The 19,277-nt window shown below is 56.8% G+C and carries 18 protein-coding genes, 1 tRNA gene and 1 pseudogene; 18 read left to right on the plus strand and 2 right to left on the minus strand.

From position 1 onward, the window contains the following. Positions 1-83: 83 nt before the first annotated feature. Positions 84-395 carry an Mpo1-like protein gene (locus HP15_RS07355; RefSeq protein ID WP_014576881.1) on the minus strand — a complete coding sequence of 104 codons (312 nt, stop codon included), beginning with the start codon at positions 393-395 and terminating at the stop codon, positions 84-86. Between the two features lie 155 nt (positions 396-550). Between HP15_RS07355 and HP15_RS07360 the strand changes: the two genes are divergently transcribed. The 18 genes from HP15_RS07360 to secF all read left to right on the plus strand — a co-directional run bounded on the left by HP15_RS07360 (position 551) and on the right by secF (position 18,385). Next, on the plus strand, positions 551-1,102 hold the full coding sequence (locus HP15_RS07360; RefSeq protein ID WP_014576882.1) for a nitroreductase family protein: 552 nt from the start codon (positions 551-553) through the stop codon (positions 1,100-1,102). A 238-nt stretch (positions 1,103-1,340) separates the two neighbouring features. Continuing rightward, positions 1,341-1,739 carry a flagellar basal body rod protein FlgB gene (gene flgB / locus HP15_RS07365; protein WP_041645182.1) on the plus strand — a complete coding sequence of 133 codons (399 nt, stop codon included), beginning with the start codon at positions 1,341-1,343 and terminating at the stop codon, positions 1,737-1,739. Between the two features lie 34 nt (positions 1,740-1,773). Further along, the gene (flgC, locus tag HP15_RS07370; protein ID WP_014576884.1) at positions 1,774-2,223 is read left to right on the plus strand and encodes a flagellar basal body rod protein FlgC; all 450 of its coding nucleotides are present in this window, start codon (positions 1,774-1,776) and stop codon (positions 2,221-2,223) included. 18 nt (positions 2,224-2,241) lie between these two features. After that, on the plus strand, positions 2,242-2,919 hold the full coding sequence (locus HP15_RS07375) for a flagellar hook assembly protein FlgD (protein ID WP_014576885.1): 678 nt from the start codon (positions 2,242-2,244) through the stop codon (positions 2,917-2,919). Between the two features lie 27 nt (positions 2,920-2,946). Continuing rightward, complete coding sequence (locus tag HP15_RS07380) at positions 2,947-4,845, plus strand: flagellar hook protein FlgE (protein WP_014576886.1); 1,899 nt, start codon at positions 2,947-2,949, stop codon at positions 4,843-4,845. Positions 4,846-4,921: 76 nt separating this feature from the next. Beyond that, on the plus strand, positions 4,922-5,674 hold the full coding sequence (locus HP15_RS07385; protein ID WP_014576887.1) for a flagellar basal body rod protein FlgF: 753 nt from the start codon (positions 4,922-4,924) through the stop codon (positions 5,672-5,674). Positions 5,675-5,756: 82 nt separating this feature from the next. Continuing rightward, positions 5,757-6,545, plus strand: coding sequence for a flagellar basal-body rod protein FlgG (gene flgG / locus HP15_RS07390; protein WP_014576888.1), 789 nt, complete (start codon positions 5,757-5,759; stop codon positions 6,543-6,545). 28 nt (positions 6,546-6,573) lie between these two features. Next, positions 6,574-7,266: a flagellar basal body L-ring protein FlgH gene (gene flgH / locus HP15_RS07395; RefSeq protein WP_373274848.1), complete on the plus strand. Its 693-nt coding sequence runs from the start codon at positions 6,574-6,576 to the stop codon at positions 7,264-7,266. After that, a complete protein-coding gene (locus HP15_RS07400; protein ID WP_014576890.1) occupies positions 7,263-8,360 on the plus strand; it encodes a flagellar basal body P-ring protein FlgI in 1,098 nt (365 codons plus the stop codon). The genes flgH and HP15_RS07400 overlap by 4 nt, the downstream gene beginning before the upstream one ends. Positions 8,361-8,368: 8 nt before the next feature. Then, complete coding sequence (gene flgJ, locus HP15_RS07405) at positions 8,369-9,355, plus strand: flagellar assembly peptidoglycan hydrolase FlgJ (protein ID WP_014576891.1); 987 nt, start codon at positions 8,369-8,371, stop codon at positions 9,353-9,355. Between the two features lie 5 nt (positions 9,356-9,360). Beyond that, a complete protein-coding gene (gene flgK / locus HP15_RS07410) occupies positions 9,361-11,391 on the plus strand; it encodes a flagellar hook-associated protein FlgK (protein ID WP_014576892.1) in 2,031 nt (676 codons plus the stop codon). Positions 11,392-11,409: 18 nt separating this feature from the next. Further along, positions 11,410-12,633 (plus strand): flagellar hook-associated protein FlgL, encoded by a 1,224-nt coding sequence (gene flgL, locus HP15_RS07415; RefSeq protein ID WP_014576893.1) that lies wholly within the window; start codon positions 11,410-11,412, stop codon positions 12,631-12,633. An 82-nt stretch (positions 12,634-12,715) separates the two neighbouring features. Further along, positions 12,716-12,802 (plus strand) — tRNA-Leu (locus tag HP15_RS07420). Positions 12,803-12,837: 35 nt separating this feature from the next. Next, complete coding sequence (gene queA, locus HP15_RS07425) at positions 12,838-13,941, plus strand: tRNA preQ1(34) S-adenosylmethionine ribosyltransferase-isomerase QueA (RefSeq protein WP_014576894.1); 1,104 nt, start codon at positions 12,838-12,840, stop codon at positions 13,939-13,941. Positions 13,942-13,955: 14 nt separating this feature from the next. After that, positions 13,956-15,077, plus strand: coding sequence for a tRNA guanosine(34) transglycosylase Tgt (gene tgt / locus HP15_RS07430; RefSeq protein WP_014576895.1), 1,122 nt, complete (start codon positions 13,956-13,958; stop codon positions 15,075-15,077). A gap of 29 nt (positions 15,078-15,106) precedes the next feature. Beyond that, a complete protein-coding gene (gene yajC, locus HP15_RS07435) occupies positions 15,107-15,469 on the plus strand; it encodes a preprotein translocase subunit YajC (RefSeq protein WP_014576896.1) in 363 nt (120 codons plus the stop codon). Positions 15,470-15,564: 95 nt separating this feature from the next. Next, a complete protein-coding gene (gene secD, locus HP15_RS07440; protein WP_014576897.1) occupies positions 15,565-17,439 on the plus strand; it encodes a protein translocase subunit SecD in 1,875 nt (624 codons plus the stop codon). Next, positions 17,432-18,385 (plus strand): protein translocase subunit SecF, encoded by a 954-nt coding sequence (gene secF / locus HP15_RS07445; RefSeq protein WP_014576898.1) that lies wholly within the window; start codon positions 17,432-17,434, stop codon positions 18,383-18,385. The genes secD and secF overlap by 8 nt, the downstream gene beginning before the upstream one ends. 85 nt (positions 18,386-18,470) lie before the next feature. On the opposite strand, the pseudogene HP15_RS22855 reads toward secF, so the two are convergent. Next, positions 18,471-19,270, minus strand: a pseudogene (locus HP15_RS22855) (inositol monophosphatase family protein). Between the last annotated feature and the right edge of the window lie 7 nt (positions 19,271-19,277).

A 19,277-nucleotide genomic window follows, 5' to 3' on the forward strand; every position in this document is an offset into this window, starting at 1 on the left:
TCGGGTTGCCCGCCGCCTCGGACGAGAGGGCTCTGCCAGCTGAGCTACTGGCATTACGCAGGTCTGCCGGGGCACTCATCATTTCAGAAACGGATCCTGCCAATGAGCATGTCGCGGAACATGACCCAGTCACCCATAAGGCTGTACAGTGGATATTTGAAGGTAGCGGGGCGATTTTTTTCAAACTTGAAATGACCAACCCACGCAAAGCCATAGCCTATAACCGGCAAGGCCAGAAGCCACAACAGCTTGCCTGAAGTCAGAGCCCATACGGCGACTATCAGGACCAGGAGACTTCCAGCGAAATGCAAGCGGCGACAGGTGACGTCGCTGTGCTCTTCGAGGTAGTACGGATAGAATTCGGAAAAGTTATTGAAGGATTGCTGGTTGCTCATTGTGTTGCCACTCAACGTTGTACGACCGCGTCATTTATAATTGTTGGTAGACCCGACTACGACTAAAGGTTAACAGCATTACGTAGAACCCACAATTCACAGCCATGAATTGTGTTCGTACCCATATTTCAACAGTCTTTAAACAGCGAGCAGATATGACCGCAGTTACCGATTTCCTCCTGAACCGCTCCTCTGAACCGAGGCTGGAATCACCCGCGCCGGATTCGACAACCCTCGAAAGGGCCTTTTCCTGCGCGGCGCGTGCACCGGACCATGCACTGCTCAGGCCCTGGCGCTATCTGGTGATCGAGGGTAAAGGCCTTGAAGCCCTGGGAGAGCTGTTTGCGTCCACCTGTGCCAATAACAGCGATGAGAAAGAAATCGAGAAGCTCCGGCGTGCCCCCCTTCGCGCACCCATGGTCATAGTTGGTATCGCGTCGCCCAGGACGCATCCCAAAGTACCGGAAATCGAGCAGGTCATGTCGGCAGCTGCCGGCATGAGTTTTGTTGAGCTTGCCCTTCAGGATGCCGGTTTCGGCGTGATGTGGAGAACAGGCGGCGTTGCCTACCACTCCTCGGTTCACCAGGGGTTGGGCCTGGAAGAGCATGAACAGATTGTTGGCTTTCTCTACACCGGTACGGTCTCGGCATCCAAGCCGTCTGTGCCCAGACCGGCGGTGGACGAGTTTGTGAGTCATTGGCCCTGAGACCTTGTTGAATACCCCCGGCTTCTGCCGGGGGAAGCAGCTTGCCGCTTTTTCTTGCCCTCTTCCTTTCTCCTTTCCCGTAACCGCTACTCGGATTCTCTGCAGGGCCTGCCAACACTGGGTTTCCTGACAAATTAACACCTGACCATAATTCTGGCATTCAGCTTGCTTTAGTCCTGTCAAAGAGCACAGCCGGCAAAAACAGCTCGGCATACCAGTGCAGTTTTCGGGAGGCAACATGGCAATTACGTTTGATTCGGCTCTGGGCATTCATCAACACGCGGTTGAAGCGCGTGTTAAACGCGCCGAAGTGCTGGCAAACAACCTGGCGAACGCCGACACCCCGGGTTTCAAAGCGCGGGATCTGGATTTCCAGGCAATGATGCAGAAGGCCCAGGAGCAGGTCAGCGGATTCCAGATGGCCAAAACCCATGACGCGCACATGGATACCTCGCCATCGGCGTCGGAAAGCGATTTGATGTATCGGGTTCCCCATCAGCCGTCGGTTGACGGCAATACGGTAGACGCCCAGCAGGAGCAGACCCGGTTTATGCGCAACGCCATGGATTTCCAGGCCAGCTTCCAGTTTTTGAACAGCAAGTTCAGCGGTTTGACCAAAGCCCTCAAGGGCGAATAAGCCGCAGTCACAGGATTAGCGAAGGAGAATTTTCATGTCACTGGGCAGCATTTTTGACATCGCCGGTTCCGGCATGACCGCGCAATCACTGCGGCTGAATACAACCGCGTCCAACATTGCCAATGCAGAAACGGCGAGTTCCAGCACGGGGGAAACCTATCGTGCCCGGAAGCCGGTTTTCTCGGCGATTCAGCAGTCTCTGATGAATCCCGGGCAGGGAGGCTTGCCCATGGCTGCCGATGAGGGGCCAGGTGCCGGCGTGAGGGTTGACGGTATTGTCGAGAGTGATGCGGAGCTTCAGATGCGTTACGAGCCCCATCACCCGGCGGCCAACGAAGATGGTTATGTCTTCTACCCGAATGTGAATGTGGTCGAAGAGATGGCGGACATGATGTCGTCGTCCAGAAGTTTCCAGATGAATGTGGATGTCATGAACACAGCCAAGTCCATGATGCAGCGCATTCTGACTCTTGGTCAGCAGTAACAGGGTGAGGAGCACAACATGACTGCAGTAAATGCAACAGACGCATCGGATGTTCTGAGCCAGTACCAGCTGAAGCAACAGAATGGCGGCCAGGGCACCAGTGAGCTGGGCCGGAACGAATTCATGGAATTGATGCTGGCGCAATTGAAAAACCAGAACCCGCTGGAGCCCCAGGAAAACGGCGAGTTTATCTCCCAGCTTGCACAGTTCAGCTCACTGGAGGAGATGCAAAACCTCTCCGGCACGGTTGAGGATGTGGTTGGGCAGTTCCGATCCACCCAGGCGCTACAAGCGTCGGCCATGGTGGGTAAAACCGTGCTGGCACCTTCCCAGATCGGGATCCTTGGTGCCGAAGGTGAAATTACCGGAACCATTCAAGTGCCAGCTTCGACAGGTGGGCTCCGCCTGTCTATCGAAGGGCAGAATGGCGAGCGGGTGCGGCAAATCGACATGGGCAGCAGCCAGGCAGGTGTTGTGTCCTTCCGCTGGGACGGCCAGGACGGTAACGGCAATCCCTTGCCGCCGGGGCCCTACCGCATTGTGGCAGAAGCCTCCTATCCAGATGGCCCGCAGCAGCTGGGCACTATGGTGAGCGCTAATGTGGACAGCGTATCCCTGGGCCAGGGCGGCTCGATAACCCTGAATCTTGCAGGCATGGGCTCCATCGCCTTGTCTGACGTGAAACAAATTAACTGAGACCGGTGAAACACCAAGGGGTGAACCATGGCATTTAATACAGGTTTGAGCGGCCTTCGTGCGGCATCGGTGGATCTGGACGTCACCGGCAACAATATTGCAAACGCCAGCACCGTCGGCTTCAAAGGCAGCAAGGCGCAGTTTGGCGATCTATACGCAAGCGGGTTCCTGAGCGCAGGCACCAACCCGATCGGCGACGGTGTCCGGGTTCAGGACGTTAAGCAGTCTTTTGGGCAGGGCAACATCAGCTTCACTGACAATGGCCTGGACATGGCGATTGCCGGCGATGGTTTTTTTATCCTGAACAACGGCGGCGAGATTCGTTATTCCCGCGCAGGACAGTTCGGCATTGATAAGGAAGGCTATGTAACGAACAATCAGAATATGCGGGTACAGGGATACACCGCGGACGAGGACGGCAACTTGTCTGGCATCCGGGGAGATTTGCAGATTGCAACAGACAACCTGGCTCCGAGAAGGACGACAAACCTCGACTCCGATCTGAATCTTGATTCCAGGGAGTCCGTGCTGGAAACCCGTGTTCGGGATGTCGGGCCTCTCACTCTTGCTTCCATACAGGGCGAGAGCTTTGATGTGCAGTATTCGGACGGCTCGCCTGCCTTCAATGTGAATATTGACCCTGCAGCCAGTGCCCGTGAAGCGGCCTCCACTATAAACGATGCGCCTGGATTGAGTGCTTCGGCCACGACGACAGCGACTTTCGACGGCACGCCGGCTCTTGATGACGCCTTCATCTCCGGCGCCAGTTCGTTTTCATTCAGCCTCGATATCAATGGTTCGCCGCTGACCCTGGACACGTCAAATATCAATTCCCTGCAGGATCTGGTTGATTCAATCAACAACTCCAGCGAGACCGCAATTTCCGCCTCGATTGTCACCGGAGGCGGGGGCAGCGATGTTCTGCGAGTGATTCATAACCAGGGTGAGACGCTCGACTTTACCTTTGCCGATGGCAATGGCAACGGCGATACCGGCACCGTCGAAGGTGATGTCAACGTGACTGCGGACCGGTCGGTGGCGGGAATCACATCAACCACCGCTGACAATGATTTTGAGGTTGCGTTCAACGCGTCACCAATCCGCGTCACCAATCAATTCAATCCGCTGGATCAGCGTACCTATAACCACGCTACATCCACCACGATCTACGACAGCCTGGGTAATTCCCACGAACTCACACAGTTCTTTGTGAAGAATCCGTCCCCAGGCAATGGTGTCGGGGTGAGCGAATGGTCGGTGTATGCCCAGATTGATGGCGAGTTTGTTGGTGGCACCGACGTGACCCCCTACACTGCAAGATTCGATCAGGACGGTGCTCTTCAGTCGATCGATGGCGACCCCAGTGGCGAAATCGTTATTGATGACTGGATACCCAAAGACAGCGACGGCCAGCCAAATGGGGCGGATGGCCCTCCTGCTGCCGGCGAGGTGGTAGTAACACCCATTCCTGAGCCACCGACAACATCGGCTTTTGTGATCAATCTCAGTGGCACAACGCAATATGGCGCTGCGTTTGGCGTGAACGACCAACAGCAGAATGGCTATACCACTGGCCGGCTCTCTGGACTGGACGTATCGGATCAAGGTGTTCTGTTTGCCCGATACACCAACGGCCAATCCCAGGCTCTGGGCCAGGTCGCGTTGGCCTCGTTCAATAACACCAACGGTCTGTCTCCCGTAGGCGATACGTCCTGGGTGGAAACGTTCGAATCCGGTCAGCCGATCATTGGTGCCCCGGATACCGGCACGCTGGGCTCTATCAAGGCCAGCTCGGTGGAGGAGTCCAACGTGGACTTGTCGGCGGAACTGGTTAACCTGATCATCGCCCAGCGGAACTATCAGGCCAACGCCAAGACCATTGAAACCTCCGATGCGGTCACCCAGACCATCATCAACCTCCGTTAATCCCGCATTTTAGCGAAAATGGCATGACTCCTGCAGGAAGACTGGAAACAGTCAAAATTCCGGCAGGAGTTTTCCCATGGACAAAGCCCTCTACATCGGTATGTCTGGCGCCAAGCAGAATATGCTGGCCCAGCAGGCCCATGCCAATAACCTGGCGAACGTCAGTACCACCGGCTTCAAGAAAGACTTCGCCCAGGCCCGCAGTATGCCTGTCTACGGGGAACACCACCCGACTCGTGCCTATGCCATGACAGAGAGGCCCGGCACGGACCTGTCCGCCGGGGCATTGATGGAAACAGGGCGCAAACTGGATGTGGCTGTGGAAGGTGAGGGATGGCTTGCCATTCAGAACGATCAGGGCGAGGAAGTCTTCACCCGCAGTGGCAGTCTCCAGGTGGATGTCAACGGCCTGGTGCGCCTTGCCAATGGCGAACTGGTGCTTGGCAACGGTGGGCCGGTCGCGCTGCCTCCTTTCGACAATGTCGAGATTGGCGCCGATGGCACTGTCTCAATTGTTCCTGTCGGTGGGCCACCGGACCAGCTGGTTGAAGTGGACCGGCTGAAGCTGGTCAGCCCGCCGCCGGAAGCCCTCGAGAAAGGTCTTGACGGACACATGCGCCGAAAGCCGGATCAGGCTCTGGATGGGCCCGAGCCACCGGATGCAAACCAGCGGGTTGCCTCAGGATTCCTTGAAAGCTCCAACGTAAACGCGGTGGAAGAGATGATCTCCAACCTCCAGCTGTCCCGGCAATACGAGATGCAGGTGAAGGTAATGACCACCGCGAACGAGAATTCCGAAGCAACGGCACGGCTGTTGCAGAACCTTTAAGTAACGACTGAACACATTGGCCTGGCGGGCCTGAAGCGGCAAAAAATGGCCGCCTGACAGCCCCCGGCAAGGAGTAAGCAGCATGCATCCAGCACTATGGGTCAGCAAGACCGGGTTGAGCGCTCAGGACACCAACATGTCCACCATTTCCAACAACCTGGCGAACGTCAACACCACTGGCTTCAAGCGGGACAGAGCCGTGTTTCAGGATCTTCTGTACCAGATCAACCGGCAGCCCGGTGGTCTGACAACCCAGAACTCGGAACTGCCTTCCGGCTTGCAGTTGGGCACTGGTGTGCGGGTTGTGGGTACGGCCAAGCAATTTTCCCAGGGCAACCTGCAGATTACCGAGCAGCCCCTGGATATGGCCATCAATGGCCGTGGTTTCCTGCAGGTGCAGTTGCCTGATGGCCAGATCGCCTACACCCGCGACGGCCAGTTCCAGCTCAACGCTGATGGCGATGTGGTGAACCCGGATGGCTACCCTCTGGAGCCCGCCATCAACGTGCCGGAGAACGCCACCAATATCACTATTGGTAAAGATGGCACCGTGACGGCGGTAACGGACGATCAGGCAGCACCGGTAAACCTGGGCCAGATTACGTTGGTGGATTTCATCAACCCCCAGGGCCTGCAGGCCATCGGCAACAACCTGTTCAAGGCGACCAACGCCAGTGGCGATCCTGCAGAAGGTGAACCCGGGCTGGCCGGACTCGGCAGTATCGAGCAGGGCTCCGTGGAGTCGTCCAACGTTGAGGTGGTGGAGGAGCTGGTGAACATGATTACCACCCAGCGTGCCTACGAGATGAACTCGAAGGTGGTTTCCACAACCGACCAGATGCTCCAGTTCATCACTCAGAACATCGGCTAATGCGGCCAGAGGTGAGGTCATGAAACTGATGACAACCCATAGGACAGTGCGAAGCGCCAGTACTCTGGTGATTGTGATGCTTCTGATCCTGTTGCAGGGGTGCACAGCGATGAGTCGCCCGCGGGCAGTTCCGGATGACCCGGAGTTTGCGCCGGTTCGTCCCCAGGCCATGATGCAGCGTGATAGCGCTTCGGGATCTATTTACCAGGTTTCCCGAAACTACAACTTCTACGGCGATACCGTGGCGTTGAACGTGGGTGATGTGCTGACCGTGAATCTGCAGGAATCCACCAGCGCCAGCAAAAATGCCGAGACCAGCATCACCAAGGACAATGAAACGACCTTGCCGAACCCGACCATTCTGGGCAAGGACAACTTTGGGATAAACACGTCGTTCAACCACGAGCGGGATTTCCAGGGCGCGGCAGAAGCAGATCAGAGCAACAGCCTCGCCGGCAGCATCACGGTTACGGTGACCGAAGTATTGCCGAATGGTGTTCTTCGTATTCGTGGCGAGAAATGGCTGTCGTTGACCAATGGTGATGAATACATCCGACTGACGGGTCTGGTACGCCCCCAGGATATCCAGCCTGATAACACGGTGGCATCCAATCGCATTGCGGACGCCCGGTTCGCCTATGGAGGCACTGGTGATTTTGACCAGGCAAACCAGATGGGCTGGCTGGCTCGCTTCTTTAACAGTGAGTGGTGGCCGCTATGAGCTTGCGCCGTGTCATTGTCTGGGTTCTTGCCCTGGCTGTGGTTTCTGCCCCGGTTTTGGCAGACCGCCTGAAGGATCTTTCCCGAATCAAGGGTGTCCGCAACAACCAGTTGGTGGGATATGGCCTGGTGGTTGGTCTTGATGGAACCGGTGACAAGGCGCCGTTTACCAATCAGACCTTCAGGAACATGATGAACCAGTTCGGCGTGACGCTTCCGGAAGGCGTCAACCCGAATCTTGCCAATGTCGCGGCCGTTACGGTGAGTGCGACATTGCCGCCCTTCGCCAAAGCGGGGCAGGAAATCGACATTACTGTGTCGTCCATCGGCAACGCCGACAGTCTGCGCGGCGGAACCTTGCTGATGACGTCACTGAAAGGTGCTGATGGACAGGTCTATGCCATGGCCCAGGGCAGTCTGGTGGTGGGTGGCTTCGGTGCTCAGGGACAGGACGGTTCCCGAATCACCGTGAACGTTCCCAGCGTTGGGCGGATTCCCAATGGCGCCACGATTGAGCGGGAGGTGGCTTCGCCATTCAGTCAGGGCGACACCATAACCTTTCATCTGCTGCGCCCGGATTTCACAACGGCTCGCAGGGTGGTCGAGGCCGTTAATGATCGTCTCGGCCCGGATATGGCTTATGCCCACGACGCCACGTCGATTTCCGTCCGCGCACCGCGGGACCCTTCCCAGCGGGTCAGCTTTCTGTCGATTCTCGAAAACATCGAGGTTGATCCGGCTCAGGATGCCGCGAAAGTGGTCATCAACAGCCGTACCGGCACCATCGTGGTTGGCCAGAATGTTCAGGTCAGTGCGGCAGCCGTTACTCACGGCAATCTGACGGTGACCATTCAGGAAAACCCCAACGTGGAGCAGCCGAATCCCTTTGCCGGTGGAGACACCGCCATTGAGCAGGATTCCCAGATTGCCATTACCGAGGAGCCGGCACGGATGTTCAAGTTCGGCCCCGCCGTCACCCTGAACGAGATCGTTCAGGCCGTGAACCAGGTGGGTGCGGCGCCTGGTGATGTCATGGCGGTACTTGAAGCCTTGAAACAGGCCGGTGCACTGCGCGCCGAACTGATCGTGATCTAGGTGGCGTGATGCAGGACTACAAGGTTCAACAGGCCCAGGTTTACACCGACTTCAACGGTCTTAATGCGTTGAAGGCCCAGGCTCGCACTGATAAGGAGTCCGCTCTTCGAGAGGTGGCGCGCCAGTTCGAGAGCCTGTTCCTGTCTGAAATGCTGAAGTCCATGCGTAAGGCCGGCGATGTCTTTGCTGAGGGCAACTACCTGAAGAGCAATCAGTCCGAGCTGTACCGGGATATGTTCGACAGCCAGATGAGTCTGACCATGGCTGGGGGCAAGGGCAGTGGCCTTGCGGAGGCACTGGTCCGGCAGTTGAGCAAACAGATTCCCGGCATGAACGATGAAGGAGGCAGGCTCGCTGGCCACAAGGCGAGTCTTGCGGATTACGACCGAAGCCTGCCCGCCCTGAATGCCGAGCTACCCGAGCGGGTTCGGGAGGTAACGTCTGTTGCACAGAAAGCGCCTTCAGCAGTGACGTCGACACCGTCGGACTTGCCGCATCAATTCGAATCTCCGGAGCATTTCGTGGCAGAGCTGCTGCCGGTGGCCGAACGGATTGCCCGGGACTCGGGGATAGACCCGAAACTGATGGTAGCCCAGGCGGCCCTGGAAACAGGCTGGGGCCGGCATATGATCCGTGGGGAGCAGGGCGAGCCCAGTTTTAACCTCTTCGGCATCAAGGCGGACAGCCGCTGGCAGGGTGATGCGGTCTCCATTACCACCACGGAATATCGGGAAGGGCTGCCCATGAAAGAGCAGGCCAACTTCCGGGCCTACAGGGATTACGAATCCAGCTTCCGGGATTATGTCTCTTTCCTGGAATCCAATCCCCGTTACCGGGAGGTCCTGTCGGTAGCAGACCAGCCTGAGGTTTTCGCAGAGAAGCTGCAGGAAGCCGGCTATGCAACCGACCCCAACTACGGCAACAAGATCCGCCAGATCATGAACCGTGACTCATTGATGACGCTGTCCATGGGCAGTGACGGGATGAAGGAGTAAAGCTTATGGCAGGGCTCATAGGTATTGGTCTGACCGGCATCCTCAGTCACCAGGCCGCGCTGAACACCACTGGCAACAATATAACCAACGCCAACACGCCGGGTTACAGTCGCCAGGAAGTGCTGTTTGAAACCCAGGAAGGCCAGCGAACTGGTGCCGGCACCATAGGCAGCGGCGTGAACGTGGCGGACATTCGCCGCCTGGCCAACGAATACCTGGTTCAACAGGTGCGTGAAGACAGCACCCTCTACGGAGAGCAGGAAGCCCTTAATTCGGAGCTGACCAGGCTTGATAACCTGCTCGGGGGTGAATCTACCGGCCTCAGCAATGCACTGAACAACTTTTTTGCGAGCCTTCAGAATGCCGCGGAAGATCCGACTTCCTTGCCACAGCGCCAGTTGGTCCTGAGTGAGGCACAGCAGGTTGTAAACCGTTTCCAGGCGCTGAACCAGGAATTCATCCAGCAGCGGGAATCCATCAAGACCCAGATGCAGCAGGGTGTGAAAGACGCGAATACCCTGCTGAAAAGCATTGCGGAGCTGAACCTGGCGATTTCTGAATCACCCGGCATTGCCCAGGGGCAAATGCCCAATGAATTGTTGGATAAGCGGGATGAGAAACTGCGGCAGCTGTCGGAGCTTATTAGCATAAAAGTCAGTCCGGCGGACGGTAGCCAGGTTAACGTGTCTCTGTCGAACGGTTTGTCCCTGGTGGTTGGCAGTAACGCTTCGACCCTCGGCACCCGGGAAAATGCCGAAGATCCGACACGTCTGGAGTTCACGCTGAGCAACGGTGGACGCCTCGTCAATATTGATGAACAGATCACCGGCGGCAAGCTGGGTGGTCTCCTGCGTTTCGATACCGAAGGTCTGAAACCGGCATTCGATGAGCTCGGCAGGATTGCCATTGCCCTCTCCGACACCATGAATCACCAGCATGAAATCGGGATGGATCTGGAGGGCGAACTCGGTGGGCTGTTCTTCACAGATATCAATTCGCTCGAGGCGCAACGGAGCCGCGTGGTCCCTAACGGAAATAACGCGCCCTCGACCAACGGACAGTTGGCTGTCGAGATAACCGACAGTTCGGCGCTTCCGGCAGGCCGCTGGACTCTCCAGTTCAGTGGCGATGGGCGAAGCTACGAGTTGATTGATCAGGGTACTGGAAGAACCGTCAATCAGGGCCGGTTGCCCGATCCGCCCCAGTCTGAGATTTCCATGCCCGGTTTCAACATCCGGGTGGAGGGCGGCACGTTCAATGCCGGAGACAAATATCTGATTCAACCAAGCCGGAATGCGGCGGAGAGCATCGGGCTGGTGGTCAATCGGGAGGAGGATCTGGCTTTCGCAAGTCCGGTTCGTGCTACCACCGGCGATGACAATATCGGTACCGGCAAGATTGATCAGGGCACCATGCTTAACGTCAGGAACCCCTTCACCAACTCCCTGTTGCCCGCGTTCCAATCGACCGGGCAACTGGCGAACGGGCCAATTACCGTAACATTCGACGATCCGGGAACCGGCCTGGTGTTCACGGTTACGGACGGCGGTGGAAACCCGATAGGTCCGGCAAACCGGCCCTACACGCCGGGCGTTGCCAATGAGCTGTTCAGCGACAATCCGGCGGATGGTGCCGAGTACCAGGGTTTCCAGTTCAAGATAACGGGCCAGCCGGCTGACGGTGACACCTTCGAGATCAATTACAACTCCAACGGTGTTTCGGACAACAGGAATGCGGAACTGCTGGCGGCTCTTGGCACGGCCAACACTCTGAATGGTGGCAGCCAGAACTTTTCCGAGGGCTATGCCGGGCTTGTTGAAGATATCGGTGTTAAAACACGCCAGAGCCAATTGGATGTGGATGCCGGCAAAACCCTTCTGGAACAGTCGACCAATCAGCGGGAATCTGTATCCGGCGTTAACCTGGATGAGGAAGCCGGCCGCCTGATCCAGTATCAGGCCGCCTACAATGCCTCGGCCCAGGTCATGTCGGTAGCCCAGGATTTGTTCAATACCCTGTTACAGAGTTTCCGGTAACGGTTGAGGTGATGTGACATGATCAGAATTTCATCACAGCAGATTTTTTCAGGCGGCATTAATCGGCTCCAGGAGCTCAATACCAGCCTGAATAACACCCAGCAACAGATCTCGACTGGCCAGAGGGTAAACAAACCTTCCGACGATCCGGTCGCTGCAGCGCGCATTCTGAAGCTGGATCAGGAGCTTTCGCGGGTTGAAACCTATCAGCGTAACGTCGACCTGGCGGACAACCGTCTGAAACAGGAAGAAAATGCTCTTTCAAGTTCGATCGATGTGATTCAGCGGATCCGGGAGCTGACGGTTCAGGCGGGTAATGGGTCATTGTCGGCCAACGACCGGCGGTCGATTTCTTCGGAGCTGGAGGAACGCCTGGGCCAGCTCGCCAATATTGCCAATACCCGTGATGCCTCTGGCGAATACATCTTTAGCGGATTCCAGGGCTCGGTAAAGGCTTTTGAGCAGGATCCCTCTGGCAGTTGGGTCTACCAGGGCGACGAGGGGCAGCGAGTCCTCGAAATCGATGATGGCGTCACCGTTCCGATCAGCGATAACGGCAAGGACATTTTCGTGAGGGTTCCTGCGGCCATCACCGGCGAACACAGCACGGTGAGCACGCCGGGCGCTTCTATTTCAGGCGTCAAGCTGGTTAACGAGGCAGATCTGGCTGCCGCCTACCCCAACTCATTCCCGGACGACATTACGGTTGAGGTTGATGCCGGTGGCAATATTATCGCTACGGACAGCCAGGGTGATGTGTTGACGGTGGATCCGGCAACCTATCAAAGTGGTGAGCCCTTTGAAGTTGCCGGTGTTGAAGTGACTCTGACAGATGCGGTTCCCGGTGCGGGGGATGTGTTTACGCTGAAGATCAATGAAAAACAGTCGGTGTTCGGCACCATTGAGAACCTGATTTCCGGTTTGAACAACATCGACAAGAGCAGTCCGGATGGGCAGTCCCAGTACGACGACCTGATTGCCAATTCCCTGATCAACCTCGATAACGCCCAGGAAAGCATTATCCTCAAGCAGACGGAGTTGGGAGGCCGGATGAACGCGGTGGAATCGACCAAGTCATTCCTGGAGGATTCGTCGGTCTACAGCAATGAAATACGGTCCCAGCTGCAGGATGTGGACTACGCAGAGGCCATCAGCACACTGAGTTTCCAGAGCTTCGTGTTGCAGGCGGCCCAGCAGTCGTTTGCCCAGGTTTCGCAGCTGTCACTGTTCGATCGATTGTAAAACTCTGAGCCGGCGGGCAGTTGTGTCCGCTGGCTTATTGCTTTCGCGATTTAGCTCAGTATAATCCCCAACACTCTCCGATGGCGGCGTGGTGAAATTGGTAGACACGACGGATTCAAAATCCGTTGGGGTAAAACCCGTGGCGGTTCGAGTCCGCCCGCCGCTACCATCTTCTTTTCTTCGGCGTCGTTAACAGTCCATTCCATGAATGTCTCCGATTTTCATTTTGACCTGCCGGACGAATTGATCGCCCGCTATCCACTCAAGGATCGCAGCGCGTCCAGGCTGCTTTGTCTCGACGGCCTCTCTGGCAAGCTTGACCACCGAATATTCAGTGAACTCCCTGACCTGCTTCAACCCGGCGACTTGCTGGTGTTTAACAACACCCGGGTGATTCCTGCGCGCCTTTTTGGCAAGAAGGAGACCGGTGGGCAGGTAGAAGTTCTGGTTGAGCGGGTAACCGGAGAACCTGACATCATCGCCCATGTTCGAGCCTCAAAAGCATTGAAACAGGGGCAGAAGGTGATCCTTGAGGATGGCACTTCTTTGAGAATGGCGGGGCGGGACGAAGCGCTGTTTCATCTCGTCTGTGAGTCTGAGGAGCCAGTGCTTGAGGTGCTCGAGCGGATTGGCCACATGCCACTGCCGCCCTATGTGGACCGTCCGGACGAATCCACCGATCGGGAACGCTACCAGACCGTTTACGCTCGGGAAGCAGGTGCCGTAGCAGCCCCCACGGCGGGTCTGCATTTCGATGAGAGCTTGCTGGAGAAACTGGCCGCCTGCGGCATTGAAAGTGCCTTTGTGACCCTGCACGTCGGTGCCGGCACATTCCAGCCGGTACGGGTCGATAAAATCGAGGATCACACCATGCACAGTGAGGTGGTGAACGTTCCCCAGGATGCCGTCGACGCCATCGAACGAACCCGTGCAAGGGGAGGGCGTGTGGTTGCCGTCGGTACCACGTCGGTTCGTTCCCTTGAGTCGGCCAGCCGTGGTGGTCGCCTGAGGGCGTTCACGGGCGAGACCGACATCTTCATTTACCCGGGTTACCGGTTTCAGACCGTGGACGCCCTGATCACCAACTTCCATTTGCCGGAATCCACCCTGATCATGTTGGTCAGCGCGTTTGCCGGCTATGACAACGTCATGTCGGCCTACCGGGAAGCGGTAAAGGAACGCTACCGCTTTTTCAGTTACGGTGACGCCATGTTTATCAACGGTCAGGAACCCAGCCGGGGCATGTTGCTCGGGGCGACCGTGGAATCCAATGAAGCCGGTAACGATAATGCCGGGGAGGCTTTGTGACACAAACCTGTTTCATGTCGTTCGAAAAACTGGGCGAGGATGGGCGCGCCCGCCGTGGCCGGCTGACGTTTCCCCGCGGAACCGTTGAGACCCCCGCGTTCATGCCTGTCGGCACTTACGGCACGGTCAAGGGTATGCTGCCCCGCGATATCCACGAAATCGGTGCTGAAATCATTTTGGGGAACACCTTTCACCTGATGCTTCGGCCCGGTACTGAGGTGGTCAAGGCCCATGGCGACCTTCACGATTTCACACAATGGCATGGGCCTATCCTGACCGACTCCGGCGGTTTCCAGGTGTTCAGTCTGGGTGAGATGCGCAAGATCACCGAGGACGGCGTTACCTTCCGTTCTCCGGTAGATGGTTCGCCGGTGGAGCTGTCACCGGAGATTGCGATCCAGGTGCAGCGGGATCTCGGGTCGGACATCGTTATGATATTTGACGAGTGTACGCCTTATCCGGCCACCGAGCGTCAGGCAAAAGATTCCATGGAGCTGTCGCTGCGATGGGCGCAACGAAGCAAAGATGCCCACGAGGGTAACCCTGCGGCGTTGTTCGGCATCGTTCAGGGCGGCATGTACGAAGGCCTGAGGGACCGCTCTCTGAAAGGGCTCACAGAGATCGGCTTCGATGGCTACGCCATTGGCGGTCTGTCGGTTGGCGAGCCCAAGGAAGACATGATCCGGATTCTCGACCACTTGCCGCCGAAAATGCCGGAAGACAAGCCGCGGTACCTGATGGGCGTGGGCCGGCCGGAAGATATCGTCGAGGCGGTGCGTCGCGGTGTCGACATGTTCGACTGTGTAATGCCTACCCGCAATGCCAGGAATGGCTATCTATTTACGTCAACCGGGATCGTAAAAATCCGCAATGCCCGGCACCGTCATGACACCGCGCCGCTGGACGAGCGCTGCGACTGTTATACCTGTAAGAATTTTTCGAGAAGTTATCTCCATCATCTGGATAAATGTGGAGAAATGCTTGGCTCACAACTGAATACCATCCACAACCTCCGGTTCTACCAGAACCTGATGGCTGGATTGCGTGGGGCCATTGAAGCAGGTACATTGTCGGACTTTGTAACCGACTTCTACGCTCTGCGCGGAGAGACCGTTCCGCCCCTGGGCAATGTTTGATTTATTCGCTAAACCAACGGAGATATTCAATGAAAGCTTTTAAAATGCTCGTTGCCGGCCTTTTGGCTCTGATGCCTGCTCTTGCCATGGCGCAGGACCCGGCTGCTCAGGGAATGGGTGTTATGGGCCAGGTGATCTTTTTCGCCGGCTTCATCCTGATTTTCTACTTCCTGATCTGGCGCCCACAGTCCAAGCGTGCGAAAGAGCACAAGGCTCTGATGTCCGGCCTGAATAAAGGTGATGAAGTTGTGACCTCTGGTGGTGTTGCCGGCAAAATTACCAAGGTGACTGACGATTTCATCGTTGTGGAAGTTGCTGACAACGTAGAGATCAAGGTCCAGAAAGTAGCCGTTGCTGCGGCGCTGCCGAAGGGCACGCTCAAGGACATCTGAGCGGGGGCCATTTAGCCGGCCATCCCTGGTGGCCGGTTTGAATCTTCCTGGCTGAAACACCAAGTCTGGCCGCTAGGCCGGCTACAAGGGATCCCATGCTGAACAAGTATCCGCTTTGGAAAAACCTGGTTATCCTGGTCGCGCTCGTGATCGGGTTTATCTACGCTTTGCCCAACCTCTTCCCCGACGACTACGCCATCCAGATTACCGGCGCCCGCAGTAGCACCGAAGTGAATGCCGGTGTGCTCGACAGGGCCGTTGGTGTGCTGGAAAGCCGGGGCATCGAGGTGAAAAGCAGTACTCTTCAGGATCGGGATGCTCTGATCCGTCTCACCAACTCTGAAGACCAATTGCAGGCCCGCCCCCTGGTGCAGGCTGCTCTTGGAAACGAATACCTGGTTGCACTGAACATGGCTGCCTCCACACCCGGTTGGCTAAAGAGCCTGGGTGCCGGCCCGATGAAGCTGGGTCTGGACCTTCGTGGCGGCGTCCACTTCCTGTTGGAAGTCGACATGGAAACCGCAGTCAGCCAGCGTCTGGATGCCATGTCTGGCCAGATCAAGCGAGAGCTGCGGGAAGAGCGGATCCGCTATCGTGGCGGAGATGTTCAGGATAACCGCGAGATCGTTCTCAGCTTTCGTGATGAAGCCTCCCGCACCGAAGCGTTCAACATGGTGCGTGACCAGTACAACGAATTCCTTCTCGATGAGCAGACCGAGGGTGATGAATTCCTCCTTGTCCTGACGCTCTCCGAGGCTGAGGTCACTGCGATTCAGGACTATGCTCTGGAGCAGAACCTCACAACGATCCGTAACCGGGTGAATGAGCTCGGTGTTGCTGAGCCCCTCGTTCAACAGCAGGGTGCCGACCGGATTATTGTTGAGTTGCCTGGCGTACAGGACACCGCACAGGCCAAGCGCGTACTTGGTGCAACCGCGAACCTTGAGTTCCGCATGGAGGCCCGCCAGGACGCCCCCAGCAGCGAGACCGAGGAGTTTGGTTTCCGGGATCAGCCACAGCGCACCGCGCGCCTCGAGCAGGAGGTGATCGCTACCGGTAACAACGTGGCCAATGCCCAGCAGGCGTTCGACGAAAACGGCCAACCCCAGGTTAATATCACCATGGATTCCGTCGGTGGCGACCTGATGAACCGGGCCACCCGCAATGCCATTGGCCGCAGGATGGCCGTGCTGTTCATCGAGTACCGCACGGAAACCGAAACCAGAATGGTAGACGGCGAGCCTCAGGAGGTGGAGAACCGCGTTGTGGAGAAAGGCATTATCAGCCTTGCCACAGTGCAATCCGCTCTGGGCAGCAGTTTCCGGATCACCGGGCTTGATTCTATTCCGGAAGCCGCAGAACTGGCGCTGCTCTTGCGCGCCGGTGCACTTGCCGCCCCGATGTACTTCGTTCAGGAGAGGACCATTGGTCCGAGCCTCGGCCAGAAAAATATAGACGCCGGCATGATGTCCGTTGCGCTTGGCTTCGGGCTGGTGCTGCTTTACATGCTTGTCTACTACCGTGGATTTGGCGTGGTAGCGAATATTGCGCTGACACTGAATCTGATGCTGCTCGTTGCGTGTATGTCGATCCTCTCGGCGACACTGACCCTGCCAGGCATCGCCGGTATCGTTCTGACCGTCGGTATGGCGGTGGATGCCAACGTGCTTATCTTTGAGAGGATAAAGGAAGAGCTGAAATCGGGCGTGCCGCCCCAGACGGCCATCAACTCCGGTTATTCCCGGGCCTTTGTTTCCATCTTTGATGCAAACATCACCACATTGCTGGTTGCCGTGATTCTTTTCGCGATGGGTTCCGGCCCCGTGAAAGGGTTTGCGGTGACACTCTGCATCGGGATTCTGACGTCGATGTTCTCTGGCCTGATGGTCAGCCGAAGCATCGTTAACATTGTTTACGGCGGCCGCAGGGTCGAGAAGCTGTCGATCGGAGGAAAGCTCGCTAATGTCTGAAGATCAAAAGCAACCGTTTGATTTCATGGGGTTACGGAAGATTGCTTCCATAATCTCCATTTCACTGATCGTGGTGTCCATTGCGCTGCTCGCAACACGCGGCCTGAATTTCGGGATGGACTTCACCGGCGGCACCTCCGTTGAATTTGAATACGCAGAGGCTCCGCAACTTGATGAAATCCGCTCCAGGCTGACAGAGGCCGGGTACGAGCAGTTTTCTGTTCAGAACTTCGGGGCTGACACGACGGTGTTGGTGCGGATGGCCGAGGCCGACAACGATCAGCTGGCACCGGAGGTTACCCGAACCTTGAAAGAGGGTGGTGCAGATCTTGAACTGGTCAGTTCCGAGTTCGTAGGGTCCCAGGTTGGTGAAGAGCTCAAGGAAGACAGTGGCCTTGGCTTGCTAATCGCCCTTGCCGTGGTGCTGATTTACGTGGGTATGCGCTTCCAGTTCAAATTCGGTATTGCCTCGGTGGTGCCTCTGGCTCACGACGTCATTATCGTTCTGGGTGTATTTGCGTTATTCCAGTGGACCTTCGATCTTACCGTTCTGGCTGCGTTGCTTGCGGTCATTGGTTATTCTTTGAACGATACCATCGTTGTGGCTGACCGCATCCGGGAGAACTTCCGCAAAATGCGTGTGGGTGAGCCCTGGGATATCATCAACGAATCCATTCACCAGACCATTGCGCGGACAATCAACACCTCGGGTACGACGCTCGTGGTCTTGCTTGCTCTCTACTTTCTGGGTGGTGAGGCAATCAACAACTTCGCCCTGGCTTTGATTATTGGTGTGGTCGTCGGTACCTACTCTTCCATATACGTGTCTGCGAATCTGCTGATGGTGATGGGCGTTTCTCGAGATGACCTGATCGTGCCGGCAAAGGAAGGCGCGGAAAATGCCGAAGAAGAAGAGCAGCCGCCGGAGTGGCTGAACCGGATGTAATCGTAGTTGTTCCCCGATTTCCGGGCACAAAAAAAACCGCCACATAATGTGGCGGTTTTTTTTGTGTCTCAAAGAGCCCGGGAGTTCAGCGAGGCAGACGGCCCCGGAACGGATGCAGGACCTTGAGCACTTCGCGGAACAGCTTCGGGTTTGCAACCACCAGCTGGCGGGCGTTCCCGGTGGACGGATTGCCCGAGAAATCACCGGTCAGGGCACCGGATTCCATGGCTAGTGTGACGCCAAGATCCAGTTCTGCCGCTTCTGGACGAAAGATGATGGCTGCGTCCATCAATCCGGCGGACACACGGGCGATATCCAGCACCACGCAGCCGGAGGTGCGGAACATACCGGAATCCCTGGCCAGTACAGCGGCCATTTCGCCCCAGAGCATCGGATCCTCGCTCTTTCGAGCCTGGTCCAGCAGGTTGGTAGCGATGGCGGCTTTCTCCGGCAGCTTGATTTCCGAAGCGCGCACGCGGCGGCTGTTGAGCGCCGCACCATGGCCTCGGCTGGCCGAGTATTCCTCTCCGGTAACGGGGTTAACCAGCAGCAGGTTTTCAGTTCGGTTATTCTTTTCTGGGACAGGGCCAGAGCGAACTCCGGAATGCCCCGAAGGAAATTTTCACGGCCCAGGACAGGGAAAATGTGCCAGCTCTTTTCGCTGGTTCCGGCATCCGCTTCGTTCAGGGCCGCGATGCTGTGGTCCTTGTAGGCTTTTTCGAGCTGTTCGGCAAAATTGTCATAAATAGATTGCTCAACCCGTTCCAGCTGACGACGGCGTTCTGAGTCGTCCTTGCCGGTAGGTTCCTGGCGCTCGAAATGGGCTTTCAGATAATCAGACCCCTGACGCGCGACGCGCAGGGCCATTTTAATAGCTGGTTGCATCTGAGTG

Origin of the sequence: Marinobacter adhaerens HP15, from assembly GCF_000166295.1 — a bacterium.
Taxonomy (GTDB): Bacteria; Pseudomonadota; Gammaproteobacteria; order Pseudomonadales; family Oleiphilaceae; genus Marinobacter; species Marinobacter adhaerens.